The 23,986-nt window shown below is 68.8% G+C and carries 25 protein-coding genes; 10 read left to right on the top strand and 15 right to left on the bottom strand.

Translation table 11 applies throughout. The annotated features are described in order from the left end of the window. The first annotated feature begins 258 nt into the window (after positions 1-258). The gene (locus ACFZ8E_RS20900; protein ID WP_405043691.1) at positions 259-1,734 is read left to right on the top strand and encodes a PAS domain S-box protein; all 1,476 of its coding nucleotides are present in this window, start codon (positions 259-261) and stop codon (positions 1,732-1,734) included. A gap of 11 nt (positions 1,735-1,745) precedes the next feature. On the opposite strand, the gene ACFZ8E_RS20895 is transcribed toward ACFZ8E_RS20900, so the two are convergent. From ACFZ8E_RS20895 to ACFZ8E_RS20840, 12 genes are all read right to left on the bottom strand, one after another. Continuing rightward, positions 1,746-4,253 carry an ATP-binding protein gene (locus ACFZ8E_RS20895; protein WP_405043690.1) on the bottom strand — a complete coding sequence of 836 codons (2,508 nt, stop codon included), beginning with the start codon at positions 4,251-4,253 and terminating at the stop codon, positions 1,746-1,748. Between the two features lie 335 nt (positions 4,254-4,588). Next, positions 4,589-5,989 carry an adenosylhomocysteinase gene (ahcY, locus tag ACFZ8E_RS20890; protein ID WP_405043689.1) on the bottom strand — a complete coding sequence of 467 codons (1,401 nt, stop codon included), beginning with the start codon at positions 5,987-5,989 and terminating at the stop codon, positions 4,589-4,591. Positions 5,990-6,117: 128 nt separating this feature from the next. Then, entirely contained in the window at positions 6,118-6,879 is a 762-nt protein-coding gene (locus ACFZ8E_RS20885; RefSeq protein WP_147727174.1) for an ABC transporter permease, read from the bottom strand. A gap of 97 nt (positions 6,880-6,976) precedes the next feature. After that, a complete protein-coding gene (locus tag ACFZ8E_RS20880) occupies positions 6,977-7,903 on the bottom strand; it encodes an ABC transporter ATP-binding protein (RefSeq protein ID WP_147727173.1) in 927 nt (308 codons plus the stop codon). Positions 7,904-7,951: 48 nt separating this feature from the next. Further along, positions 7,952-8,122, bottom strand: coding sequence for a hypothetical protein (locus ACFZ8E_RS20875; protein ID WP_244029919.1), 171 nt, complete (start codon positions 8,120-8,122; stop codon positions 7,952-7,954). 219 nt (positions 8,123-8,341) lie between these two features. Continuing rightward, complete coding sequence (locus tag ACFZ8E_RS20870) at positions 8,342-8,827, bottom strand: ATP F0F1 synthase subunit B (protein ID WP_405044426.1); 486 nt, start codon at positions 8,825-8,827, stop codon at positions 8,342-8,344. A 19-nt stretch (positions 8,828-8,846) separates the two neighbouring features. Further along, positions 8,847-9,428 carry a F0F1 ATP synthase subunit B' gene (locus ACFZ8E_RS20865; protein ID WP_147727171.1) on the bottom strand — a complete coding sequence of 194 codons (582 nt, stop codon included), beginning with the start codon at positions 9,426-9,428 and terminating at the stop codon, positions 8,847-8,849. A gap of 113 nt (positions 9,429-9,541) precedes the next feature. Next, positions 9,542-9,769 (bottom strand): F0F1 ATP synthase subunit C, encoded by a 228-nt coding sequence (locus tag ACFZ8E_RS20860; protein ID WP_007566773.1) that lies wholly within the window; start codon positions 9,767-9,769, stop codon positions 9,542-9,544. A 58-nt stretch (positions 9,770-9,827) separates the two neighbouring features. After that, positions 9,828-10,613: a F0F1 ATP synthase subunit A gene (locus tag ACFZ8E_RS20855; protein ID WP_147727170.1), complete on the bottom strand. Its 786-nt coding sequence runs from the start codon at positions 10,611-10,613 to the stop codon at positions 9,828-9,830. An 80-nt stretch (positions 10,614-10,693) separates the two neighbouring features. Then, on the bottom strand, positions 10,694-11,074 hold the full coding sequence (locus ACFZ8E_RS20850) for an AtpZ/AtpI family protein (RefSeq protein ID WP_147727169.1): 381 nt from the start codon (positions 11,072-11,074) through the stop codon (positions 10,694-10,696). Between the two features lie 189 nt (positions 11,075-11,263). After that, on the bottom strand, positions 11,264-11,908 hold the full coding sequence (locus ACFZ8E_RS20845) for a DsbA family protein (RefSeq protein WP_147727168.1): 645 nt from the start codon (positions 11,906-11,908) through the stop codon (positions 11,264-11,266). Positions 11,909-11,987: 79 nt separating this feature from the next. Beyond that, positions 11,988-12,470 (bottom strand): DUF721 domain-containing protein, encoded by a 483-nt coding sequence (locus ACFZ8E_RS20840; protein ID WP_147727167.1) that lies wholly within the window; start codon positions 12,468-12,470, stop codon positions 11,988-11,990. A gap of 102 nt (positions 12,471-12,572) precedes the next feature. Between ACFZ8E_RS20840 and mutY the strand changes: the two genes are divergently transcribed. Further along, a complete protein-coding gene (gene mutY, locus ACFZ8E_RS20835; protein ID WP_405043687.1) occupies positions 12,573-13,865 on the top strand; it encodes an A/G-specific adenine glycosylase in 1,293 nt (430 codons plus the stop codon). Between the two features lie 112 nt (positions 13,866-13,977). Here mutY and ACFZ8E_RS20830 read toward each other — a convergent pair whose 3' ends face one another. After that, positions 13,978-15,171, bottom strand: a complete 1,194-nt coding sequence (locus ACFZ8E_RS20830) for a site-specific DNA-methyltransferase (protein ID WP_405043686.1) — start codon at positions 15,169-15,171, stop codon at positions 13,978-13,980. Positions 15,172-15,846: 675 nt separating this feature from the next. Here ACFZ8E_RS20830 and ACFZ8E_RS20825 point away from each other — a divergent pair. The 8 genes from ACFZ8E_RS20825 to ACFZ8E_RS20790 all read left to right on the top strand — a co-directional run bounded on the left by ACFZ8E_RS20825 (position 15,847) and on the right by ACFZ8E_RS20790 (position 22,501). Next, positions 15,847-16,203: a septal ring lytic transglycosylase RlpA family protein gene (locus ACFZ8E_RS20825; protein WP_243933022.1), complete on the top strand. Its 357-nt coding sequence runs from the start codon at positions 15,847-15,849 to the stop codon at positions 16,201-16,203. 80 nt (positions 16,204-16,283) lie between these two features. Further along, positions 16,284-16,598 carry a polyhydroxyalkanoic acid system family protein gene (locus ACFZ8E_RS20820; protein ID WP_147729107.1) on the top strand — a complete coding sequence of 105 codons (315 nt, stop codon included), beginning with the start codon at positions 16,284-16,286 and terminating at the stop codon, positions 16,596-16,598. Positions 16,599-16,687: 89 nt separating this feature from the next. Then, complete coding sequence (locus ACFZ8E_RS20815; RefSeq protein WP_147729106.1) at positions 16,688-16,900, top strand: hypothetical protein; 213 nt, start codon at positions 16,688-16,690, stop codon at positions 16,898-16,900. A gap of 48 nt (positions 16,901-16,948) precedes the next feature. Beyond that, positions 16,949-18,778 carry an ATP-binding cassette domain-containing protein gene (locus ACFZ8E_RS20810; RefSeq protein ID WP_405043685.1) on the top strand — a complete coding sequence of 610 codons (1,830 nt, stop codon included), beginning with the start codon at positions 16,949-16,951 and terminating at the stop codon, positions 18,776-18,778. 203 nt (positions 18,779-18,981) lie between these two features. Next, the gene (locus ACFZ8E_RS20805; protein WP_244027550.1) at positions 18,982-20,961 is read left to right on the top strand and encodes a BON domain-containing protein; all 1,980 of its coding nucleotides are present in this window, start codon (positions 18,982-18,984) and stop codon (positions 20,959-20,961) included. A gap of 24 nt (positions 20,962-20,985) precedes the next feature. After that, entirely contained in the window at positions 20,986-21,273 is a 288-nt protein-coding gene (locus ACFZ8E_RS20800) for a hypothetical protein (RefSeq protein ID WP_279605144.1), read from the top strand. A gap of 91 nt (positions 21,274-21,364) precedes the next feature. After that, entirely contained in the window at positions 21,365-21,697 is a 333-nt protein-coding gene (locus ACFZ8E_RS20795; protein WP_405043683.1) for a hypothetical protein, read from the top strand. A gap of 87 nt (positions 21,698-21,784) precedes the next feature. After that, positions 21,785-22,501, top strand: a complete 717-nt coding sequence (locus ACFZ8E_RS20790; RefSeq protein ID WP_405043682.1) for a YidB family protein — start codon at positions 21,785-21,787, stop codon at positions 22,499-22,501. Between the two features lie 586 nt (positions 22,502-23,087). Here ACFZ8E_RS20790 and ACFZ8E_RS20785 read toward each other — a convergent pair. Further along, the gene (locus tag ACFZ8E_RS20785; protein ID WP_405043681.1) at positions 23,088-23,525 is read right to left on the bottom strand and encodes a hypothetical protein; all 438 of its coding nucleotides are present in this window, start codon (positions 23,523-23,525) and stop codon (positions 23,088-23,090) included. Next, entirely contained in the window at positions 23,509-23,949 is a 441-nt protein-coding gene (locus tag ACFZ8E_RS20780) for a hypothetical protein (RefSeq protein WP_405043680.1), read from the bottom strand. The genes ACFZ8E_RS20785 and ACFZ8E_RS20780 overlap by 17 nt, the downstream gene beginning before the upstream one ends. Positions 23,950-23,986: the final 37 nt, after the last annotated feature.

The raw sequence follows: 23,986 nt of genomic DNA, 5'->3' as shown, positions 1-23,986 counted from the left end.
TCGCCGGCGCCGCGCGATCGGTCGGATGCGTTCGGAACACCCGATTCCGATATTCCGGCTGAGCTTGCAGCCTGAAACAACCGGAAGGTGTTGCCGACAAGAAAGACCGCAGCGTGCTCGACGACCTCGATGCGTCCCGAAGTTCGTCATTGGGCGCCGCGAGCGCGAAGTCGTGTCCTGCTAAAAGTCGCGGTGGATCAAATTTTAAGCCTCGCCTGCCAAGCTAAAAGTCATGTCGCGCGCCGCGGGGTACTGACGATGACGATGTTCAACCAGAAGATGAGCGCCCTGATCGATGCGATCGATCGGTCTCAGGCGCGGATCGTTTTCGGCCTCGACGGGCGGATCATCGATGCGAACGCGAACTTCCTGACCCTGTTCGGGTATACGCTTTCCGAGATCCGAGGCGCGCATCACGGGATCTTGATGGAGCGCAGCGAGCGCGAGAGCGCGGCCTACCGCGCCTTCTGGGAAGCCCTGGCCCGCGGCGAGACCCAGGCCCGCTCGTTCAAGCGCGTGGCGAAGGACGGTCGCGAGATCTGGCTGCAGGCATCCTACAATCCCGTGCTCGATCGGCGGGGCCAGCCGGTGCAGATCGTGAAGCTCGCCACCGACATCACCGCCGAGACCATGGCCGCCGCGACCAGCCAGGGCCAGATCGACGCGATCAACCGCTCCCAGGCCGTGATCCACTTCACCCTCGACGGGACCGTCACCGACGCGAACGCGAACTTCCTCACGACGATGGGCTACCGGCTCGACGAGATCAAAGGCCGCAACCATCGGATCTTCGTCGACGCGGCCGAGGCCGATTCCCCGGCCTACGCCGCGTTCTGGAAGGCGCTGGCCGGAGGCACCTTCCAGGCGGGCGAGTTCCGCCGGATGGGCAAGGGCGGCAACGAGGTCTGGATCCACGGCGCCTACAACCCGATCCTCGATCGCGACGGCCGCCCCTTCGCGGTCGTGAAGTTCGCCACCGACGTGACCGCCCAGGTGCACGAGCGCCGCCGCCGCGCCGAAGGCCAGCGCCTGATCGAGGTCGACCTCGGCCACATCATGCAGGAGATGTCGGGGGTGAGCCGGCAGTCGACGGAGACCGCGCGCGCGGCCGCCGAGACCTCCGGCAACGTCCAGGCGGTCGCCGCCGGCGCCGAGGAGTTCTCGACCTCGATCGAGGAGCTGACGCGGCACGCGATCGACGCCAAGACGGCCTCCGACGAGGCGGTCGGCCGCTCCGACGAGGCGCGCACCATCATCTCCGGGCTCACCGCCTCGGCCGAGCGGATCGGCAGCGTGATCACCACGATCCGCACTATCGCCGACCAGACCAACCTGCTGGCGCTCAACGCGACGATCGAGGCCGCGCGCGCCGGGCAGGCCGGCCGCGGGTTCGCCGTCGTCGCCGCCGAGGTCAAGGCGCTGGCGACGCAATCCTCGCGCGCGACCGAGGAGATCGGCAAGCAGGTCACGGCGGTCCAGGAGGCGACCGCGGAGGCGGTGCGGGCGATCGAGCTGGTCGGGCAGACGATCGGGCAGGTCAGCCACATCTCGCTCAGCGTCTCCTCCGCGGTGACGCAGCAGGCGGCGGTGACGCGCGACATGTCGGTCAACATGCAGAACGCGGCCGAGAGCGTCCAGCGCGTACGGCTGAACATGGACGGGATCGCGGAAGCCTCGCGGACGGTGGACGGCCGCGTCCAGGCGGTGGCCGAGGCGGCGCGGGCCCTCGGCTGACGGAAAGCGGCCTACTCGGCCGCCTCGGAGTCGCGCGCCGACGGCATCGTCGGCGCGACGATCGGGAAGCTGCAGCTGACGTAGGTGCCGGCCCCGGGCCGCGAATCGAGCGACACCCGGCCGCCGTGCAGCTCGACGAAGGAGCGCACGATCGACAGGCCGAGGCCGACGCCGCGGTGGCGGGTGCCCAGCGTGTGGCTCTCGAAGCGGTCGAACACGTGGGCGGCGATCTCCGGCGGCATGCCGCGGCCCTGGTCGCGCACGCTGAGCACGAGGTCGCCCGCATTCCGCCGCGCCCGAACGGTGATGCTCTGGCCCGCGCTGGAGAAGCCGACCGCGTTCGACATCAGGTTGAACAGGATCTGGCGCACGCGCTTGCCGTCGACGAACACGCTGCCGATGTCGTCGGGCACGTCGAGGACGAGGTTCAGGTCGGATTCCGCGAGGCGGTCCTCGATGCCGAGTAGGGCCGCCTCGACGGTCGCCTGGACGTCGACGGTCTCGCGCTGGAGCTCGAGCGAGCCGGCATCGATCGAGGCGAGGTCGAGGATGTCGTTGATGATCACCAGCAGCGCCCCCGACGAGCGCATGATGTGTTCGGAATACTCGCGCTGGCGCGCGTTGAGGGCGCCGACCGTCTCGTCGCCGAGCAGCTGGGTGAAGCCGATGATGTTGGTCAGCGGCGAGCGCAGCTCGTAGGAGACGTGGTGGACGAAGGTGTCGCGCAGCTGCGCCGCCTTCTCCAGCGCGTCGTTCTTCTCGGTCAGCGCCCGCTCGACGTTCACGCTCGCGGTCACGTCGATCAGGGTGATCAGCGTCGCGCCCTCGGGCAGGGGCTGGGCGGCGCAGTCGAGCACGGTGCCGTCGACCATCTCGAGCTTGCAGGCGAGGCCGGTGCGGGACTCGAGCCCGACCACCGCGTCGCGGATGTCGAGCCAGGGCTCGTCGGCCGGCGCCAGCACGCGGCACGCCTCGATCACCGCCTCGACGTGCGGACGCGCCTCCAGCGTCTCGGGGTCGAGGCGCCAAGCGGTGGCGAAGGCGCGGTTGGCGAAGGTGAGGCGGCCGTCGGCGCCGAAGACCGCCACGGGCTCCTTGAGGGTGTCCAGCGTCTCGGCCTGCACCCGCATCAGCGCGTTGTAGCGGGATTCGAGCTTCATCCGGTCCGAGACGTCGTCGAACAGGTAGGTGAGGCCGCCCTGCGGGTTCGGCTCGGCCAGCACGCGCAGCGTGCGGCCGTCGGGCAGGTACCACCAGGCGGGGTTCGCCTCGGCCGAGCGGTAGGCCGCGAGCACGCCCTGCTTCCAGCTGCGGAAGTCGGCATGCTCCTCCAGCTTCCGCTGGGCGCGGAGATGGTCGAGGATCTCGCCGTCGAGCGGGCGCCCGTCGAGGAAGCCCTGGTCGAGCTCCCAGAGCTGGCGGTAGGCGGCGTTGTGGAAGATCAGGCGCTGCCCGGCATCGAACATCGCCACCGCGGTCGGCAGCTGGTCGAGGGTGCGCACGTTCGCATCCATCTGGCGCTGCAGGTCGGCGCGGACGCTCTCGAGCTCGGAGACGTCGACCGCGATCCCGACCCGCCCGCCCTCCAGGGCGGTCTCGGTGACGTCGAGGATGCGGCGGCCGCCGGCCACCACCGCCGACAGGCGCAACGCGGCGCGCTGGCCGGCGGGGCGGCGCTGGCCGTCCTCGCGGGCGATCATCTCGCGGGCCGGGCGGTCGAGCAGCTCGATCCCGGCCTGGATCGCGGATTCGCGGTTCGCCGCCTCGACCGCGGCGACGTAGGCGGTGTTGACCCAGGCGAGGCCGCCCTCGCGGTTGCGCCGCCAGACCGGCTGCGGGATCGCGTCGAGCAGGCCGGCCAGCGCCGACAGGCCGCGGCGGGCATCCTCGAGGGTCTCGCGCAGCTCCGAGATCTGGCGGCGATCCTCGGTGGTCTCGCGCAGGCGCAGCAGGACGCGCCCGGCCACCGCTTGGCCCTGCGCCTCGATGCTGCGGCCTGACTGGCTGCGCAGGGTGGTGCGGAAGCTCGTGCCCCGGATGCGCAGGGCCTCGACCGCGGTCTCGATCGCCTCGGCGTCGGTCGGCACCAGCCACGTGCCGAAGGCGAGGATGCGGCGGGCGGAGCCGATCGCGGGGCGCGTGCCGTCGAAGGCCAGCCCGACGTCGCCCTCGACCACCGGCTCGCTGCGCCCGTCCCAGGTCACGATGATCTGGCGCTCGGCGGCGAGCAGCATCTCGGCGCGGTCGTGGGCGCCGCTGAGCGCGTCGAGGGCCGCGGCCTGCTCGCGCTCCCGCCGGGTCCAGCGCGAGCGCTCGCTCAGGTAGAGCAGGGCGACGATGGTGGCGAAGGCGACGAGGCCGCCGAAGATCGCGGCGGCCGCGACGTTGTGCATGTGCGAGCCGAATCCCCAGGCCGGAAAATCGGCGCCCGCCGCGAGGGACGGAGCCGGGAGGCCGGTCGCGGTGGCGAAGAGAGCGCCGGCCCCGGCGATGCGCCGTGCCGCCCGATCGACCTCCATGATCCGTCCCGTCTCCCAAAACCGCCGGTCGGACCGACGCGAACGAATGCGTGGCGCATGCGGCGCCGGTTCCCCGCGCCCCGTTTCGGGGGGAGGGGAGACGCGACGACCTGACGACCTGCCGAACCGGGGGCAGTCTAACGCGTCGGGGATTTGCGCCGGAAGCGGAATTAGCTTGGCCGTAACCGTGGGTCGGCAGGTCGCGTGCGAACGACACACAGAAGACACAGTCCGGCCGGGCGGTGGTGCCTTGACAAACGAAGAGGGCCCGGCGCAACCGCCGGGCCCTCCTGTCTCGCATCGGTCCTGCCCGGCGCGTCTCCGCGCCGAGGGTCTCAGTAGCGGTAGTGGTCGGGCTTGAACGGGCCGTTCTCGGAAACGCCGATATAGGCGGCCTGGTCGGGGCGGAGCTTCGAGAGCTTCACGCCGATCTTCTCGAGGTGGAGCAGCGCGACCTTCTCGTCGAGCGCCTTCGGCAGGGTGTAGACCTGCTTCTCGTACTTGCCCGGGTTGGTCCAGAGCTCGATCTGGGCCAGCGTCTGGTTGGTGAACGAGGCCGACATCACGAAGGACGGGTGGCCGGTGGCGTTGCCGAGGTTCACCAGGCGGCCTTCCGACAGCAGGATGATGCGGTGGCCGTCGGCGAAGGTGATCTCGTCGACCTGCGGCTTGATGTTCGACCACTTGAGGTTCTTCAGGCCGGCGACCTGGATCTCGTTGTCGAAGTGGCCAATGTTGCAGACGATCGCCCGGTCCTTCATCGCCCGCATGTGGTCGAGGGTGATGATGTCCTTGTTGCCGGTGGCGGTGACGAAGATGTCGGCGCGGGGCGCCGCGTCTTCCATCGTCACGACCTCGTAGCCTTCCATCGCAGCCTGGAGCGCGCAGATCGGATCGACTTCCGAGACCAGCACGCGGCAGCCGGCATGGCGCAGCGACGAGGCCGAACCCTTGCCGACGTCGCCGAAGCCGGCGACCATCGCGACCTTGCCGGCCATCATCACGTCGGTGCCGCGGCGGATGCCGTCCACCAGCGACTCGCGGCAACCGTAGAGGTTGTCGAACTTCGACTTGGTGACCGCGTCATTCACGTTGATCGCCGGGAAGAGCAGCTTGCCCTCCTTGGCGAGGTTATAGAGGCGGTGGACGCCGGTGGTGGTCTCCTCCGAGACGCCCTTGATCGCGTCGGCGAGACCGGCGAACCAGCCCTTCGGCCTCTCGGCGAGCTTCTTCTTCAGGAGCGCGAAGAAGATCTCCTCCTCCTCCGACTCGGGCTTGTCGAGGAAGGCGGTGTCGCCGTTCTCGGCGCGCAGGCCCAGGTGGACGAACATGGTGGCGTCGCCGCCGTCGTCGAGGATCATGTTCGGCGTTCCGCCGCCATGCCAGTCGAACAGCTTCGAGGTGTAGTCCCAGTACTCCTCGAGGGTCTCGCCCTTGATGGCGAAGACCGGGATGCCGGCGGCGGCGATCGCCGCGGCGGCGTGGTCCTGGGTCGAGTAGATGTTGCACGAGACCCAGCGGATGTCGGCGCCGAGAGCCTTGAGCGTCTCGATCAGCACCGCGGTCTGGATCGTCATGTGCAGTGAGCCGGCGATCTTGGCGCCCTTGAGCGGCTGCGACGGGCCGTATTCCTCGCGGGTGGCCATCAGGCCCGGCATCTCGGTCTCGGCGATCGAGATCTCCTTGCGGCCGTACTCGGCCAGGCCGATGTCCTTGACGATGTAATCCTGGGCCATTTCGCTTCGCTCCGTGTCGCGGGTTGCCTCTCGCCGAGGCATCTAGCAGAGCGCCGGATACGAAGCAATCAAGACATAAAGATGTCTTTATGCGTTTTCGAACGGCTCCAGGCAGCCGGGCCGGCGGCTCAGCTCTTGAGGCGGTAGCCGGTGCGGAAGATCCAGGCGACGAGTCCGAGGCAGACCGCCAGGAACAGGCCGGTCATCGCCAGGCTGATGCCGATGGCGACGTCGGCCGTGCCGAAGAAGGCCCAGCGAAACCCGCTGATCAGGTAGACCACCGGGTTCGCCAGGCTGACGGTGCGCCAGAACGGCGGCAGCATCTCGATCGCGTAGAAGCTGCCGCCGAGGAAGGTCAGCGGCGTCACGACGAGGAGCGGCACCAGCTGCAGCTTCTCGAAGCCGTCGGCCCACAGGCCGATGACGAAGCCGAACAGGCTGAACGTCACCGCCGTCAGCACCAGGAAGGCCATCATCCATACCGGGTGCTCGATGTGCAGCGGCACGAACAGCGCGGCGGTCGCGAGGATGATCAGCCCGATCAGGATCGACTTCGAGGCCGCCGCCCCGACATAGCCGAGCACCACCTCGACCGGCGAGATCGGCGCCGAGAGGATCTCGTAGATCGTGCCGGCGAAGCGCGGGAAGTAGATGCCGAACGAGGCGTTGGCGATGCTCTGGGTCAGCAGCGCGAGCATCACAAGTCCCGGCACGATGAACAGGCCGTAGGGCACGCCGTCCACGGTGCTCATCCGCGAGCCGATCGCCGCGCCGAACACCACGAAGTAGAGCGAGGTGGAGATCACCGGCGCCAGGATACTCTGCATCGCCGTGCGCCAGAAGCGGCTCATCTCGAACCGGTAGATCGCGCGGATGGCCGGCCAGTTCATCGGTTTGCCTCTCGATGCCGACGCCCCGGGCGGCGACGCGCGTTCGCGCCTGCCGGCAGCCGGGGGATGGATGGTTCGGACCTCGCCGCGGCCGCGGTCATGCGCGTTCCCTGACGAGATCGACGAAGATGTCCTCGAGCGACGACTGGCTGGTGCGCAGGTCGCTGAACCGGATGCCGGCCGCGCCGAGATCGGTGAGCAGGCCGGTGATGCCGGTGCGCTCGCCCTTGGCATCGTAGGTGTAGACCAGCTCCTGCCCGCCCGGGCCGAGCTCTAGGCCGCGGTCGGCGAGATCCGCCGGCAGCGCGGCGAGGGGGGCCAGCAACTGGAGGGTGAGCTGCTTGCGCCCGAGCTTGCGCATCAGCTCGGCCTTCTCCTCCACGAGGATGATCTCGCCCTTGCGGATCACGCCGATCCGGTCGGCCATCTCCTCGGCCTCCTCGATGTAGTGCGTGGTCAGGATCACGGTGACGCCCTGCTCGCGCAGGCGCCGCACCATGCGCCACATGTCCTGGCGCAGCTCCACGTCGACGCCCGCCGAGGGCTCGTCGAGGAACAGGACCTTGGGCTCGTGCGACAGCGCCTTGGCGATGAGCACCCGGCGCTTCATGCCGCCCGACAGGGTCATCAGCCGTGAATCGCGCTTCTCCCACAGGGAGAGGTCGCGCAGCACCCGCTCGATATGGCCGGGATCCTTCTTCAGGCCGAACAGGCCGCGGGTGAAGCTCACCGTGTTCCACACGCTCTCGAACGCGTCGGTGGTGAGTTCCTGCGGCACAAGCCCGATCGCCTTGCGCGCGCCGCGATAGCCCGAGGCGATGTCGTGCCCGTCGACCGTCACGGTGCCGGTGCTCGGCGTGACGATGCCGCAGACGATGTTGATCAGGGTCGACTTGCCGGCGCCGTTCGGCCCGAGCAGAGCGAAGATCTCGCCGCGCGCGATCGCGAGGTTCACGGTCTTCAGCGCCGACAGGCCCGAGGCGTAGGTCTTTGACAGATTGTCGATGGAGATGATCGGCGACATCGCAGTCCGTGGAGGATGGCCCGCCCTGCACGGCGAGGACGGTGTGCCCTATAGCATCTGTCGGTTGAGCAGCAGGCCGACCACCGCGTGGCCGACGCGGGCGGTGTCGAATGGCACCTCCTGCAGCTCCGATTCTCGAGGCGACGACATCGAGCGAGCGGCGATCCGCGTCACTCCCGTTTCGTGGACCGGATCCATCTTTCGGGCAGCGTCGCCCACCGTGCCCTCCTTCCCCCCTGAAGCGGAGGAGAGGAGGCGCACGCCTTCCCCGACATTCTTGCGAAATAGATCGACGCAGTCGCCGGGTGGAAGAGGGCACCAGCGCCATCATCGGCGATGGACCGCTTCGGTCTCCGGCACGTGAGCGAGGCGAGCGAAGGCACGCGCACGAAAAAGCCGCCCGGAGGCGGCTTGATCGGTCGGTCCTGCCCGGAAGGGTCAGGCTCGCATGCGGGTGCGGATCTCGCCGAGGCTCGAACGCACCAGCGCCTGGGCGGCCTCGCCCTGCATGCGCTCGCGCAGGATCGTCTCGGAGACCTTCACCGCGGCGTCGGCCGCTGCGGCACGGACCTCGGCCTGGGCCTTGGCCTCGGCCTGGGCGATCTTGGTCTCGGCCGACTTGGTGCGGCGGGCGATGAAGTCGTCGAGGCGCTGGCGGCCCTCGGCGGCGGCACGCTCGGCCTCGTCGCGGGCGCTCGCGATGATGGTCTCGGCTTCGCGCTCCGCTTCCGCGCGGCGGCGCTTGTAGTCGGCCAGCACGGCGGCCGCCTCCTCGCGCAGGCGCTTGGCCTCGTCGAGCTCGTGGCGCACGCGGACGGCGCGGCCGTCGAGGCCCTTGGTCACGATCCCGAAGCCGCCGACCTTCCAGACGATCGCCATGAAGACGAGGAAGGCGACCGCGACCCAGAATTCCGCTGTCATCAACATGGTCGGTTCTTCCGTCTCAGTGCGCGGTCGCGGTGGAATCGAGGGCGCGGTCGAGGCTGGCCTGGTCCGGCGCCTGGCCCGTCAGCCGCTCGACGATCGCGGAGGCGGTCTCGCTGGCGATGGCGCGGACGTTGCCCATGGCTTCCTGCGTCCGGCTCTGGATCGTCGCCTCGGAGGCTGCGATCTTCTGATTGAGCTCGGCCTCGAGCGCCTTGCGCTTGGTCTCGGCGGCGGCGGCGAGCTCGGTGCGGGTGCCCTGCGCGATCTCGCGGGCCTTGCCCTGCGCGTCGCGCAGCGATTTGGCGTAGGCCTCGCCGGCGGCGTCGGCTTCCGTCTTCATCGCCTGCGCCTGGTCGAGGTCGGCGGCGAGGCGCGCGGAGCGGTCGTGGAGAATGCCCTGGATGCGCGGGAGCGCGATGTTGGCCATCAGCCAGTAGAGCAGGCCGAAGGCGAGGGCGAGCCAGATCAGCTGCGCCAGGAAGGTGTGGGTCTCGAAGGGCGGGAACGCGGCGGCGTGCGCCGGCTCCGCGGCACCGGCCGGGACCATGTGGACGTCGGAACCGGCGGGCGGTGTGGTGAGGGAATTCGGCTGCGCCATGGCCCCGTCCGTATGACCTTGAAAGACGATGGAGCGCTCGCGCGAGGGGCGGAGCGCTCACTGGTGATCGGCCGCCGCGACCTCGAACGGCGCGGCGGCGGTGTCGGCGTCGATCAGACGGCGAACAGCAGGAGCAGGGCGATCAGCAGCGAGAAGATGCCGAGCGCTTCCGTCAGCGCGAAGCCGAGGAGCAGCGTGGCGCGCTGGCCGTCGGCGGCCGAGGGGTTGCGAAGGGCGCCTGCCAGGAACTGGCCGAACAGGTTGCCGAGGCCGATGCCCGCGCCGGCCATGCCGAGGCAGGCGAGGCCGGCGCCGATGTACTTCGCAGCGACGGGATCCATAAAAAACTCCTGAAGTGTCTTGAGAGTGCGTCGTTTGCCGCGGGTGGAGCCGGCCTGTTCAGTGGCCGGGGTGAAGCGCGTCGTTGAGGTAGATCGCCGTCAGCGTCGCGAAGACGTAGGCCTGAAGCGCCGCAACGAGGAATTCGAGAGCCGTCAGCGCGATCGTCAGGAACAGCGGGAGGGGCGATAGCACGCTCCATGCGCCTGCGGAAAGCAGCCCGACGACGAAGAACGCGAAGATCTTCATCGCGATGTGACCGGCGAGCACGTTCGCGAACAGACGCACCGACAGGCTGATCGGCCGCGAGATGAACGAGATCACCTCGATCGGCACGAGGAGGGCCAGCAGCGGCTTGGGCACGCCCTGCGGCACGAACAGGCCGAAGAAGTGCGCGCCGTGCTTCATCACGCCGTAGATCACCACGACCGAGATCACCAGGGCGGCGAGGCCGAAGGTGATGACGAGGTGGCTGGTCACCGCGAAGGCGTAGGGGATCATGCCGAACAGGTTGAGGATCAGCACGAACATGAACAGCGAGAACACCAGCGGCATGAAGCGCTTGCCGCCGTCGCCGGTGGCCTGGTGCAGGGTGTCGGCGATGAACTCGTAGAAGATCTCGGCCAGCGACTGCATCCGGCCCGGCACGACCGAGCGGCTGGAGGTGGCGACGATCGTCAGGAGCGCGATGACGCCGACGGCGGCGAACATGTAGAGCGCCGACTGGGTGAACGCGAGTTCCTGATGGCCGAGATGCCCGAAGGGCAGGATCGACTTGAGCTCGAACTGATGGATCGGATCCGGTCGCAAGGCGACGGAGTGCCCCGGGTCGATGCTGGCCGCCATGCCGTCTTCCGCCCTCACGTCTCGTTGCCGGCGGCCCGCATGGCCGAACCGGATCGATGGTCACAAAACACCGGTCGCCCTCACGGATCCCGCGGGGTGTCCCGTCCGGAACGGGCGCCGGCGAAGCCGGATGCCCGCATCACGTTGAAGACGCCAGCGACGAAGCCCAGCATCAGAAGTACGATCAGACCCCAGGGTTTCGTCCCGAGCATCCGATCGAAGATCCAGCCGAGCACCCCTCCCGCGATCACGCCGGCGACGAACTCCGTGGAGAGCGTCATGGCCTGCCCGAGGGAGGACGGACTTCCGGACGAACCCGAACGCGACGAATGAGCGGGAGGGGCCGGGGGCCGCTTCCGTTCGATCTGCGTCTCGAGGCGTCGGAGCCTCGCTGAGAGTTCACTGTCGGGCGGCGTGGGCCGTCCGGTCTCTCCCTCGTCCCTTGCGTCGTTGCCGCTCAAAGCGAGAACTCACATCGGCGAGAGGAACGGAACCGGGCGGATTGCCTCCTTCGAGCGCGGCGCACCTTAGTTTCGGCGCCCCGGGGTGTCAAGGCTCGAAAGGTCGAGCTTAAGGCATTCCAGGCGTTGAGAAAATTACGCTCGGGGCCGTGCGCGTGCGCAGCGTCGCGCGAGACCCGCCCGGAACCCTCACGCACCGAGGATCGGCTTGATGATCTTCTCGATTCCGTCGACCGTCATCTCGCCGGTGTAGCGCTCGCCGTTGATGAAGAAGGTCGGCGTCGAATCGACCTTGAACGTCTCGAGGCCGCGCTGCTTCACGCCGTTGACCGCCGCGTAGAGCTTCTGGTCCTTGAGGCAGGCCTCGAACTTCTCCTTCGAGAACCCGGCCTGCTTGAGCATCTGCTCCAGGGCGTCGACCGGCTTCGGGGTGAAGGCCCAGGCCGGCTGCTGGTCGAACAGCAGGTCGGTGATCGGGTAGTACTTCGCCTCGCCGTCGCAGCGCGCCAGCATGAAGGCGGCGGTGGCGAGCGGATCGAGCGGAAACTCGCGCAGCGTGAACCGGACCTTGCCGGTGTCGATGTAGCGCTCCTTGAGCGTCGGATAGGTCATCTTGTGGAAGGCGGCGCAGTGCGAGCAGGTCATCGAGGCGTACTCGATGATCGTCACCTTCGCGTCCTTCGGCCCGAGCCAGACGTCGCCGAGCGGGCCCGGCTGCATCAGGCCGTCGACCGGCACGCTCTCGGCGAGCGCCGCCATCGACAGCTTGGGGAGGATGAGGGCGGCGCCGATGGCGAGGCCCGTGGCTTTCAAAGCGTCGCGCCGGGTGATCATGGCCGTGGCTGCCTCCGCGTTCCGTCCTGTCGTCTTGTTGAGAGTGCGGTAACGGCGCGGGCGCATCGTGGCAAGGCGCCTAGCGCTTCGCCGACGTCGCGACGACGGCGAGCCCGAGCCGGTCGAGGGCGTCGCGCAGGCCGTCGTGCTCGATCGTCGAGACCGCCTGCGCGATCTCGCCGCGCCGCGCCGGGTCGACGGTCGCCTCCGGCGGGCGCCGGGCGCTGCGGCCGACCCGGTCCTGCTGCAGCACGATCCGGCCGACGCAGGCCCAGCCGTAATGGGCGTTGATGCGCTGGATCACCACCGGCGCGAGGTGCTGCAGCTCGATCGCGAACACGCCCTCGACCCGCACCACCAGCGTCCCCGAATCGGGCGCGTCGTCCGTCCGGCGCTTGCGCTTGGGCCATTCGAGCTTCGAGGGCCGGCAGAATCGTGCCAGCCGCTCCCCGACGATGTCGGGCCAGGCGGCGAGGATGTCGGTCGAGGCGAAGCCCTGCGCCGCGAAGGCCGGGCCGATGCAGCCCTCGATCAGTTCCGCCAGCGGTTTGACGCGCGCCATGTTCTTGGGACATCCCGCCGGTTGCGGACGCGAGGATAGCGCAAGGCCGGCGGCAAAGGGAGCGCTTTCGGCGGAGAGCCCGGGCCGCTATGCCTGCCGGCGATGCCCGCGTCCGAACCCTTTCCGAAGGCCGCCGACCTGCTGGTCTGGTACGACCGGCACCGCCGCGTGCTGCCGTGGCGGGCGCTGCCCGGCGAGCGGCCCGATCCCTACCGGGTCTGGCTCTCCGAGGTGATGCTGCAGCAGACCACGATCGCGGCGGTGAAGCCCTACTTCGCGACCTTCCTCGCCCGCTTCCCCGACGTCGACGCCCTGGCCGCGGCGCCGGAGGAGGCGGTGATGTCGGCCTGGGCCGGGCTCGGCTACTATTCCCGGGCGCGCAACCTCCACGCCTGCGCCAGGGCGGTGGCCGCGGCCGGGCGCTTCCCCGACACCCTCGACGGGCTGCGCAAGCTCCCCGGCATCGGCGCCTACACGGCCGGCGCGGTCGCGGCGATCGCCTTCGACCGCCCGGAAGCGGCGGTCGACGGCAACGTCGAGCGGGTGATGACGCGGCTCTACGCGATCGAGGCGCCGCTGCCCGGCGCCCGGCCCGAGATCCGGCGCGTGACGCAAGGGCTGGTGCCGCTCGACCGGCCCGGCGATTTCGCGCAGGCCGTGATGGATCTTGGCGCCACCATCTGCACGCCGAAGCGCCCGGCCTGCGCGCTCTGCCCGTGGATGGCGCCCTGCCGCGCCCGCGCTGCAGGCAACCCTGAGACTTACCCGCGCAAGCTCAAGGCCGTGAAGGGCTCCCTGCGGCGCGGCGCGGCCTTCGTCGTCGTCCGCTCCGGCGACGAGGCCGTCCTGCTGCGCACCCGGCCGCCGGAAGGCCTGCTCGGCAGCATGGCCGAGCCGCCGATGAGCGCATGGGCACCGGACTACGACCCCGCAGGCGCGCTCCTCGACGCGCCCCTCGACGCGCGCTGGAAACGGCTGCCGGGCCTTGTGCGGCACGGCTTCACGCATTTCCCGCTGGAGCTGACCGTGTTCCTCGCCCGCGTCGCGCTGTCGACGCAGGCGCCGGCCGGGATGCGCTTCACGCCGCGGCGCGACCTCGACGCGGAGCCGCTGCCCGGCGTGATGAGGAAGGTGCTGGCCCACGCCTTCGATCCAAAGCCGGAATCCGAGGCGAAGCCCCGCGGCCGGCCGAAGCGCGATCCGCCGCCGATGCCGATGCTGGCGGTCTGGGAAGCGCCCGAGACGGTCGCGGACCCGCCGCGCTTCCGCCCGGTGCCGAAGCCGACGCCGCGCATCGTCGAGCCGCTGGCGCCGACGGATGAGATGTTCGAAGGGGAGCCGGAGGTGGTGCCGCCCCCCCGCAAGCCGGCGCGGAAGGCGACGCGGAAACGCTGACGGCGCGCACGCATTCCCTCCGCCGCACTTAAGTCGGGCCTGCCCGACTTGGGCACACGAGGTGCGGATCTCGGGCAAGCCCGCGATCCGTCGGGGGGGAGGGGGCGCGGTTCTAGCCCGCCGCCCCCATCACCGCGCGGAGCTTCGCGCGATAGGTGTCGATCACCACCAGCTTGCCGGCGCGCTCGGCGTGCCAGAACGTCCAGCCGTTGCAGGCGGGCAGCCCCTGGACCAGGGCGCCGACCTTGTGGATCGAGCCGATGGCGACGCCGACGTCGAGCTGGCCGTCCGGCCGCACCGTCGCCTTGAAGCGGCGGCGCTCGTCGGTGAGCACGTCGCCGGCCTTAAGATGGCCGGCCTCGACCACGCCGAGGAACGGCACCCGCGGCTCGGCGCGCTTGGTCGGCGCGACGAGGAGCGCGGCCCGCGACAGCGGCACCACCGCGTCGATGCGCCGGCGCGCGGCGTCGGCGTAGACCGCCTCGCGCTCGCAGCCGATGAAGCGACGCCCGAGCAGCTTGGCCACCGCGCCGGTGGTGCCGGTGCCGAAGAACGGGTCGAGCACCACGTCGCCGGGATTGGTCGCCGAGAGCAGCGTGCGGGCGAGCAGCGCCTCTGGCTTCTGGGTCGGGTGGACCTTGCTGCCGTCGGCGCCCTTCAGGCGCTCGTCGCCGGTGCAGAGCGGGATGAACCAGTCCGAGCGCATCTGAAGGTCTTCGTTGCCGCCCTTCAGCGCGTCGTAATGGAAGGTGTATCCCTTCGATTCGGCCGAGCGGGAGGCCCAGATCAGGGTCTCGTGCGCGTTGGTGAAGCGCTTGCCGCGGAAGTTCGGCATCGGGTTGGCCTTGCGCCAGACGATGTCGTTGAGGATCCAGAAACCAAGATCCTGCAGCACGCTGCCGACGCGGAAGATGTTGTGGTACGACCCGATCACCCACAGCGTGGCGTTCGGCTTCATCACCCGGCGGCAGGCGGTGAGCCAGTCGCGGGTGAAGCTGTCGTAGCTGGCGAAGCTCGCGAACTTGTCCCAGTCGTCGTCGACGGCGTCGACCCGGCTCTGGTCCGGCCGCATCAGCGAGGCGTCGCCGAGCTGGAGGTTGTAGGGCGGGTCGGCGAAGATGCAGTCGACCGACGACGCCGGCAGGCGGTTCATCGCCGCGATGCAGTCGCCGACGAGGATCTCGTCGAGGGGAAGGCGCTGGACGGCGGGTACGAGACCCATCCGTGGTGCCGACGAAGCGCGCCCGGTACGCGAGACATGTTTCCGGGCGGCGGCGTCGGCAACCACGGTACGCGGGGAAGCCATGGCAAACACCGGTTACGCGACTGACCGGCAGACCATGGCCCCGTTAAGGTAAAGGTCGCGTTTCCGATTTGCGGAACTTCATGTCCCGGTTTGGGGCTGGCGTTGCTTTCGATCTCTTTCTGGATCGTCGCGGCCTGTCGCGTTCACGTCGCCTTAACCATTCCCATCACGGCGATTTGCCTTGCCGGGACCGCATCGACCGCACCCGATGCGGCGATTGTCGCGTTCCGCGCTCGCATGTCCGGATGGATCGCTCCAAGCGCCTCGCGGCGACCAGGTCGTGCGCCGACACGGTCGTGGACCCGGAACGACCCGGCGGTGCAGGCAGGCGCCCGCGGCGCCGCACCCACGAGCCCGGCTCGGCCCCACGCTACGGCCAAGCTCAGTCGCAGGGTGGGCAGCAGGGTTTCGCTGAGCGCACGTCTCGGACCTCGACGGCGGTTCTTCCTGCGTCCCTGTGCGGGGGCATGAAGACTATACCGCACCGTAATCGGGCATTCGCGCCGAGAAAAAGACAAGTCTTCAATGCTTGCGCGTTGCTTGTAGCAGCAAATGCGGACGACAACTTCGAAATTCGGCCGGAATGTGATCCGGCTGCCCAAAATGTGGGGGTCTCATTTCAGCCCCGTTCGGTCTCGATTGGCGCCGCCCTCGTCAACAGTCAAGGACCGAAGCATGCATTTCCGACCCGTCGCCAGAAACGCCGCCGTCACCCTCGGAACCGCCCTGTCGCTCGTCGCCGCCTCCTTGCCGGCCGCCGCCCAGAGCGGCGGCGCATCCTGGTACGGCAGCGGCCATCGCACCGCGAGCGGCGAGCGCTTCAACCCGAACGGGATGACCGCCGCCCACCGCAGCCTGCCCTTCGGCACCCGCGTCCGCGTCGAGAACCGGCGCACCGGCCGGTCGGTCGTGGTGCGGATCAACGATCGCGGCCCGTTCGTCCATGGCCGCATCATCGATCTGTCCCGCGGCTCGGCCCGGGCGCTCGGCATGGGCGGCACCACCTACGTCTCGCTGCACGTCGTGAACTGATGGGCAGTCCGGCCGGCGTTGCCCTGCACCCCGGCCGGCCCCATCTCCGGGCTTGAACCGGAGACGCAGCGCGAAAAGCCATGGCAAAACCCCTCATCGTCGACATCCCGCACGACCTCGGCCGCGACGAGGCGCGCCGCCGCATCGAGACCGGCGTCGAGCAGGGGCGCGCCTTGCTCGCCAAGAGCGGCGTCACCATCGAGAACCTCGCCTGGACCGGCGACCGGCTCGACTTCGCGATTTCGGCGATGAAGCAAAACATGAACGGCCAGATCGACGTCGGCCAGGAGAGCGTGCGCGTCGAGTGCCACCTGCCGCTGCTGCTCGCGCTGTTCGCCGACAAGGTGAAGAAGATGGTCGGCAAGGAAGGCAACCTGCTGCTGACCAAGAAGTAGCGCCGGAACACCCGGCGCGACCGCGCCGTTCACGCTCGTCACGCGGCGCGCGCCAAGACGCGCCGCGACCCCAGCGAGGAGCGTTTCCCATGGCCGATCCCGGCGCGATCCCCGAGGTGCCGACGAACCCAACGCCGGCCCCCGACACGCCCTACGACCCGCCGACCGTGCCGAGCCCTGCGCCCGGCCCGGAGATCCCCGGCGAAACCCCGAGCGAGGCGCCCGGCATCACCCCGGCCGAGGTCCCCGTGACCACGCCCGGCATGCCGACGCCGACCGGCCCCGCCGACCCGGTCGCCTGAGCGCATCGGCATTTGTGGTGAGGCGGCCGCGCTGCCATAAGCCCGGCCATGGCCGCCCCACCGCTCCTGACCCTTCAAGACATCGCGCTCACCTTCGGCGGCACGCCGCTGATCGAGGGGGCGGGGTTCTCCGTCTCGCCCGGCGAGCGCACCTGCCTCGTCGGGCGCAACGGCTCGGGCAAGTCGACGCTGATGAAGATCGCCGCCGGGCACGTCGAGCCGGATCGCGGCGTCCGCTTCGTCCAGCCCGGCACAACGATCCGCTACCTCGCCCAGGAGCCGGATTTCTCCGGCTTCGCCACCACCCTCGACTTCGTCGAGGCGGGCCTCGGCGACGGCGACGCGCATCACCGCGCCCGCTACCTGCTCGAGAGCCTCGGCCTCGACGGCAGCGAGGACCCGACGCGGCTCTCGGGCGGCGAGGGCCGCCGCGTCGCGCTCGCCCAGGCGCTGGCGCCCGAGCCCGACGTGCTGCTGCTGGACGAGCCGACCAACCACCTCGACCTGCCGGCGATCGAGTGGCTCGAGGCCGAGCTGAAGGGCACCCGCGCCGCGATGGTGCTGATCAGCCACGACCGGCGCTTCCTCTCCGCCCTGTCCCGCGCCACGATCTGGCTCGACCGTGGTGTCACCCGCCGGATCGAGCAGGGGTTTTCCGGCTTCGAGGCCTGGCGCGACGCGTTCTTCGAGGAGGAGGAGCGCGACCGGCACAAGCTCGAGCGTAAGATCAACGACGAGGAGCACTGGCTCCGCTACGGCGTCACCGCCCGGCGCAAGCGCAACGTGCGCCGCCTCGGCAACCTGCACGCGCTGCGCAAGGAGCGCCGCGACGACCGCCGCCCGGTCGGCACCGTGACGATGCAGGCCGGCGAGGCCGAGGCCTCGGGCACGCTGGTGATGGAGGCCAAGAACGCGAGCAAGAGCTTCGGCGAGCGCCGGATCGTCGCCGACCTGTCCCTGCGGGTGATGCGCGGCGACCGCCTCGGCATCGTCGGCGCCAACGGCGCCGGCAAGACCACGCTGATCAACCTGCTCACCGGCAAGCTGCAGCCCGACGACGGCAGCGTCCGCCAGGGCACCAACCTGAAGATGATGCTGCTCGACCAGGCCCGCGCGGTGCTCGAGCCGAGCATGACCGTGACCGAGGTGCTGACCGGCGGCAGCGGCGATTCCGTCGTCGTCAACGGCGTCAGCCGCCACGTGGTCGGCTACCTGAAGGACTTCCTGTTCACCCCCGAGCAGGCGCGCACGCCGGTGTCGGTGCTCTCCGGCGGCGAGCGCAACCGGCTGCTGATCGCCCGCGCGCTGGCGCAGCCGGCCAACCTTCTGGTCCTCGACGAGCCGACCAACGACCTCGATCTGGAGACCCTCGACCTGCTGCAGGAGATGCTCGGCGACTATTCCGGCACCCTGATCCTGGTGAGCCACGACCGCGACTTCCTCGACCGCGTCGTCGGCAGCGTGCTGGTCTCGGAAGGGGAGGGGCGCTGGGTCGAGTATGCCGGCGGCTACTCCGACATGGTCAACCAGCGCGGGATCGGCGTGCAGGCGCGCGCCGGCGCCAAGGGAAAAGCAGAGGGAAAAGCCGAAGCCAAGAGCGGCGCAAAGGCGGACCTTCGCGAAAGGGCCGAGGCGGCGCCCGCGTCGAAGGCGAAGCTGAACTTCAAGGACCAGCACGAGCTGAAGACGCTGCCCGCGCGGATGGAGAAGCTGCAGGGCGCGATCGCGCAGCTGCGCACGGTGCTGGCCGATCCCGGCCTGTACGCCCGCGACGCAGCCCGCTTCGACAAGGCGTCGGCGATGCTCGCCCAGGCCGAGGTCGAGCTGTCCGGCGCCGAGGAGCGCTGGCTCGAGCTGGAGATGCTGCGCGAAGGGTGAGCGTCCGCCGGCCTTCATGATGCCGCGATGGCGGTTCAGGTTTCCGGTGCAGAAGTTCCAGGACTCACACATCTCCGGGTGGCGGCACCGGACGGCGTGTTCGAAGCACGGCGCAGCACTCTCTCCCGCGCGGGGGAGGGGACCCGTGCCCGATCATGCGCTCTGTGAGACGAGGATCGCCCGCCATCATCGGATCGTAGCCCGTGCCGTCTCGCCATCCGCCCGCATCGCTTGACGGCCTGCGATCCAAGGGCTGGCTGCTCGGCTTGCCCGTGGTCGGGCTGATCTGGGTCGGCACCACGCTGTACGCCGGGCCCGGGATCGGCGCGCGGATCGCCGAGGCCGGCGAGGCGGTGGCGCAGGCTACCGAGGCCGGATCGCCCGAGCCCTGGCTCCGCGTCACGGTCCGCGGGCGCGACATCGTCGCCGAGGGCGAGGCGCCGGGGCCGGCCGCGCGCGCGGCGGCGCTCGCCCGGCTGGAGGCGCTGGCCGAGCCGCGCCGGATCGTGCCCGAGATCGGGCTGATCGAGACCGCCGCGCCCTTCGCCTGGAGCGCCACCCGGACCGCCCCCGACCGCATCGCGTTCTCCGGCAGCCGCCCGGCGGAGATCGGCCGCGCCGCCCTGCGGACGCGCCTGGCCGCCGAGATCCCCGACGAGACGGCGATCGACGACGCGGCCCATGCCGCCCGCGGCGCGCCGCCCGACTTCCCCGCGGCGGCGGCCTACGCGGTCGCGCGCCTGCGCAACCTCGCGCCGGGCGCCATCGCCACGGTGACGGACATGGCGATCGCCGTTTCGGGCGAGGCGGTGGACGTCGCCGCCTACGACGCGCTGCGCGCCGCGCTCGCCGAGCCGCCGCCGGGCTACACGCTCGGCCGGGTCGACGTCCTGCCGGCGCGGATCGACGACTTCACCATGGCCGTGTCGCGAAACCCCGGCGGCGGGGTGGTGCTCACCGGCTCGGTGGTCTCGGAGGCGGCGCGGGCCGAGATCGGGCGGCTGGCCGCGGAGATCGCCGACGGCGTCGCGGTCGAGGACCGGATGCGCACCGCCCGCGGCCTCGCCAAGGACATCGAGCCGGACGCGCTCGCCAGGTTCCTGGTCCGCCTCGTCGGGCTGATGCAGAGCGGCGGCGCCCGCTTCGACGGCGCCCGGGTGTCGGTCGCGGGCGACGCCGTCGACAGCCAGGCCGTCGGGGAGATCGAGACGGTGATGCGCGACGCCAGGCCTCCCGGGGTCGGAGCCGGCGCGGTGGCGCTCACGGTGAAGCCGCTCTCGCCCTACCGCGTCGCGATCCGGCGCGAGGCCGACAGCGTCAGCCTGTCCGGCCACCTCCCCGATACGGAAGCGCGCGACCGGCTGCTCGCGGTGGTGAAGCCGCGCTTCTTCCGCGAGCGCATCCTCGACCGCACCCGCATCGCCGACGGTGCGCCGCCGGACCTCGCCGCCGCCCTGTCCGCCGCGGTGCCGGTGCTGGCGAGCCTGTCGAGCGGCGAGGTCGCGGTCGCCGACCGCACCCTGATGCTGTCGGGCGAGAGCCTGTATCGCGAGGCCGCGGGACGGGTCGCCCGGACCCTGCCGGCCGCGATGCCGCCGGGCTGGAGCGCCACCGTCGCGGTGGTGCCGAAGACCCCCGTGCCGACGCGCGATCCCGAGGCCTGTCGCGCCGAGGCGACGGCGCTCGTCGGCGGAACCAGCCTGCGCTTCCCGCCCGGCTCGGGCGCGCTCGCGCCGATCTTCTATCCGGTGCTCGATCGTCTCGCCGACCTCGCCAAAACCTGCCCCGCGCTGCGCATCGCGGTCGCCGGCCACGGCGATCCGGCCAAGCCCGCGCCCGCTCCGCCCGAGGCGAAGGTCGCCGACGCGTCCGGGGCGCAGGCAGGGGCCAAGCCCGATCCGGCCAAGGTCGATGCCACGAAGCCCGACGCCAAGGCATCGGACAAGAAGGCCGCGCCGGCGTCCAAGGATGCCAAGCCTGCCAAGGATGCCAAGCCGAGGGATGCCAAGCCGAAGGACGCGAAGCCCAGGGAGGCGACCGAAGCGCCCGAGCCCGACCTGGCGCGGCTGCGCGCCGGGGTGGTCGTCGAGTACCTGCTCCAGGCCGGCGCCGGCGTCGAGCAGCTCAGCATCGCGGACAAACCCTCGGACCGGCCGGGCATCGCCTTCGCCGTGCTGCCCTGACCGTCAAGAGGCCGTTCGCCCGTGATGCTTCTCCTCGCCGGCCTGTGGCCGGGATCGCTCGCCGCCCTGATGCTCGGGCTCGGCGTCGGCCGGCTCGCCGGGTTGCCTTCCGGCCCTGCGATTCCCGCCGCGCTCGGGATCGCGACCCTGGTGCTGGCCGGCATCGCCCTCGCGGGGATCGTGCCCGGCGTCGCCGGGTTCTGGCTCGAGAGCGCGGTCGCGATGCTGGCGCCCTACCTCGCCGGCTGCGCGCTCGGCGGGCTCGCCCGGCGCCTCGCGGGGGTGCGACCGAGCGAGCCCCCCACAACCTGAAGCCGGCGCGGAACCGAGGCGCCCCGGTCCGGCGTTGCCCCTCCAGAAAGAGCCTTCGGGCTCACCGGAGACACGCAACGGACCCCAAACCATGAGACTCGATCGCTCCGCCCGCCGTCGCCTCACCTTGCGCCCGCGCGCCGGCCTCGCCGCCACCGCGCTCCTCGCCGCCGGCCTCGCCGGCTCCGGCGCGCTCGCAATGCTCGGCGACTTCGTCGAGCCGGCGCGCGCGCAGTCGGCGGCCAGCCGCATCGACCAGCCCACCGCCGCGACCCTGCCGGACGCCGAAGGGCGGCCGAACGGGACCGTCCCCTCGGCCCGCGCCCTCGCGCCCGGCACCGACGTGATGGACACGGGCACCGTCGGCGCCGCGCGGGTGAACCCGAAAGAGCACCTGCCCGACGCGACGCGCTCCGCCCGCTAGGCGCGACGCAACCTCGGCCCGGCCCTCGCCGTTGATCGGCGGGGGCTTTTTCGTGCGCTCCGTCCACCCTGATTGAAGGAAACCACCATGGGTCTGCTCGATTCGGTGATCGGCGGCGTGCTCGGGCAGGTGCTCGGCGGCGGACGCGGCGGCAACCCAGGCGGCGCGGCCGGCGGCGCGATGTCGCCGATCGTGAAGGCGCTGCTGATGCTGCTGCTCGCCAAGGGCGCGAGCGGCGGGTTGGGCGGCGCCCTCGGCGACGTGTTCGGCGGCGGCCAGCGCCGGCCGGAGCCCGGCCCGGACACCGAACGCTCCGGCGGCGCCGGTCCCTACGGCCGCGATCCGGGCCACTCCGCCGACGATGCCGCCCAGGATCCCGGCGACATCGGCGGCTTCGACCAGGACGGTGGCCGCCGCGACGCCCCGCTGCCGCCCGGCGATTTCAGCGATCTCTCCGGCATGCTCGACGGTCCCGGCGACCGAGCCAACGTTCCTCAATCAGGAAATGTTTCACATGAAACATCGGGCGAGACCGGCGGGCTCGACGGTCTCGTCGACCGCTTCCGCCAGGGCGGCCTCGGCGACGTGATCGACTCGTGGATCGGCCACGGCAGCAACCGCAGCATTGAGCCTCACGACCTCGCCCGCGCGCTCGGCCCCGACACCCTCGGCGCGCTCCAGAGCCAGACCGGGATGGACCGGGACTCGCTGCTGTCGCAGCTGTCTCAAGTGCTGCCGGAGGTGGTGCACGGGCTCACGCCGCAGGGGCGGGTGCCGGATGCGGGGGAGCGGCGGGGGTGGTAAGACGTGATAAAAACATTTTAACGCATTAAATGTACAGCATAGTGACTTTATGCTTAGGTTCGGTTTTTCGAAACATAATTTGCGTAAAGGTCACCAAGTTCGAAAGCACCAATAGTTGTGACGAGGAATTGAAAACAAGCGTATATTTGAATCCAAATCATGCAAAATATGTATATCTGCCTAACTGGATCTTGTGTGGAACTAATTATCCAATCATTCCCAAGTGTTATAGGTGGTATCAAAAGGAAGAATGCCCAGATACGAATAAATCCGTTCCACGCTAAAATGAACAAAAAATCTCGAAATGGTGTCCTCCCGTCTTTTGTACTGCTGAGGAATTCGATAAATTTGGTGCTTGGTATTGCTATAGCAAGAGCTATTGCGGTAGCTGTAAATCCAAAAACTACTGTATCATAGGTAACAAATACTGAAGATAGATCTGAAATTTTGATTGGTCTATCAGTTCCAACCCAATTTTTGCAAATCGCCAATGCCAAGATACCGCTGAGGTACGGGTGTGTTGTAGCTACGATCCGGCGTAAATTTGGTCGGACGCCGCGCTTCAGAAACCCCCATACTGTCTCGATCATACTGAAGTCCAAGATAGCAGAAATTCAAGCAACTTCTTTCTTATGCTCGTGTCATAGGCGGCGCCGGTGTTATCGGCCTCGACTATAACGCGAGAGTGGACCACATGTGATTTCGATCGCACAGTCGTTTCTGCAATTTCATTTTGACGAGTACCCGTGACTGCTGCTTCTTCGATATACGGGTATCTATCTTCAGCAATATCTTTTATTACTTTCACTATTCCGTTATTCTTACGTAACGACTCGCCTCGAGCTGCTCTTATATCTAGAGACGCTTTATCGCCATCAGATGCGTCCATTAAATCAGACAAGTCGCTGTAGTGATCCGTCCAGCTCGCGTTGGGTTTTGTTACTCTGATACTAGCGATCCTTATTCTTTCAAACGAATTTATTTCTTCTAAAAATTCGCGCTCAATTTTAGGCAAAAATTCCACTTATAAGCTTTTGTATTCTGGTAAATTCCTCCGAAGAATCTGCGATCGACGGGCCAATAAATAATGCTTTTGCACCCCGTCGGACATATTCTATTGCTGCGGATCGAGAGTTTGGCATAACTACAAAGTGTGTTGCTTGCCCATATATCTCCTCCGACCCTAGGTTGCTTTCTTTCGCTTCCCCTGTCGATAAATCAAATATTAATTGAAGCGCCTCGGGGTCGCCCTCCATTGCTTGAATAAAATAGCCATTTTCTATTTTTTCAACGTACGGAAATCCTATGTATATACCATTCACGTTCGATATACGACGATCTCTCGATATCGAAGCGAACTGAGCAAAAATCGTATTATAGTCCGGGGTCGGCATGCCATGAGCATGCGTAGTGAAAAGCTCTAGTTTTCTACTGATACGCTTCGCCACTCGTTGAACCCCGCAACACTCATACCGCTGACAAAGA

Origin of the sequence: Methylobacterium sp. HMF5984, from assembly GCF_045033435.1 — a bacterium.
In the GTDB taxonomy this organism is placed as follows: Bacteria; Pseudomonadota; Alphaproteobacteria; order Rhizobiales; family Beijerinckiaceae; genus Methylobacterium.
The sequence above is the reverse complement of the archived record's forward strand: the minus strand, read 5'-3'. Positions and strand labels throughout refer to the sequence as shown.

Bases quoted from the DNA above. Each gene is read 5' to 3' on its own strand.
- ACFZ8E_RS20900 (WP_405043691.1), top strand. From the start codon at position 259: ATGACGATGTTCAACCAGAAGATGAGCGCCCTGATCGATGCGATCGAT.
- ACFZ8E_RS20895 (WP_405043690.1), bottom strand. From the start codon at position 4,253: ATGGAGGTCGATCGGGCGGCACGGCGCATCGCCGGGGCCGGCGCTCTC.
- ahcY (WP_405043689.1), bottom strand. From the start codon at position 5,989: ATGGCCCAGGATTACATCGTCAAGGACATCGGCCTGGCCGAGTACGGC.
- ACFZ8E_RS20885 (WP_147727174.1), bottom strand. From the start codon at position 6,879: ATGAACTGGCCGGCCATCCGCGCGATCTACCGGTTCGAGATGAGCCGC.
- ACFZ8E_RS20880 (WP_147727173.1), bottom strand. From the start codon at position 7,903: ATGTCGCCGATCATCTCCATCGACAATCTGTCAAAGACCTACGCCTCG.
- ACFZ8E_RS20865 (WP_147727171.1), bottom strand. From the start codon at position 9,428: ATGGCGCAGCCGAATTCCCTCACCACACCGCCCGCCGGTTCCGACGTC.
- ACFZ8E_RS20860 (WP_007566773.1), bottom strand. From the start codon at position 9,769: ATGGATCCCGTCGCTGCGAAGTACATCGGCGCCGGCCTCGCCTGCCTC.
- ACFZ8E_RS20855 (WP_147727170.1), bottom strand. From the start codon at position 10,613: ATGGCGGCCAGCATCGACCCGGGGCACTCCGTCGCCTTGCGACCGGAT.
- ACFZ8E_RS20845 (WP_147727168.1), bottom strand. From the start codon at position 11,908: ATGATCACCCGGCGCGACGCTTTGAAAGCCACGGGCCTCGCCATCGGC.
- ACFZ8E_RS20840 (WP_147727167.1), bottom strand. From the start codon at position 12,470: ATGGCGCGCGTCAAACCGCTGGCGGAACTGATCGAGGGCTGCATCGGC.
- mutY (WP_405043687.1), top strand. From the start codon at position 12,573: ATGCCCGCGTCCGAACCCTTTCCGAAGGCCGCCGACCTGCTGGTCTGG.
- ACFZ8E_RS20830 (WP_405043686.1), bottom strand. From the start codon at position 15,171: ATGGCTTCCCCGCGTACCGTGGTTGCCGACGCCGCCGCCCGGAAACAT.
- ACFZ8E_RS20825 (WP_243933022.1), top strand. From the start codon at position 15,847: ATGCATTTCCGACCCGTCGCCAGAAACGCCGCCGTCACCCTCGGAACC.
- ACFZ8E_RS20820 (WP_147729107.1), top strand. From the start codon at position 16,284: ATGGCAAAACCCCTCATCGTCGACATCCCGCACGACCTCGGCCGCGAC.
- ACFZ8E_RS20815 (WP_147729106.1), top strand. From the start codon at position 16,688: ATGGCCGATCCCGGCGCGATCCCCGAGGTGCCGACGAACCCAACGCCG.
- ACFZ8E_RS20810 (WP_405043685.1), top strand. From the start codon at position 16,949: ATGGCCGCCCCACCGCTCCTGACCCTTCAAGACATCGCGCTCACCTTC.
- ACFZ8E_RS20800 (WP_279605144.1), top strand. From the start codon at position 20,986: ATGCTTCTCCTCGCCGGCCTGTGGCCGGGATCGCTCGCCGCCCTGATG.
- ACFZ8E_RS20795 (WP_405043683.1), top strand. From the start codon at position 21,365: ATGAGACTCGATCGCTCCGCCCGCCGTCGCCTCACCTTGCGCCCGCGC.
- ACFZ8E_RS20790 (WP_405043682.1), top strand. From the start codon at position 21,785: ATGGGTCTGCTCGATTCGGTGATCGGCGGCGTGCTCGGGCAGGTGCTC.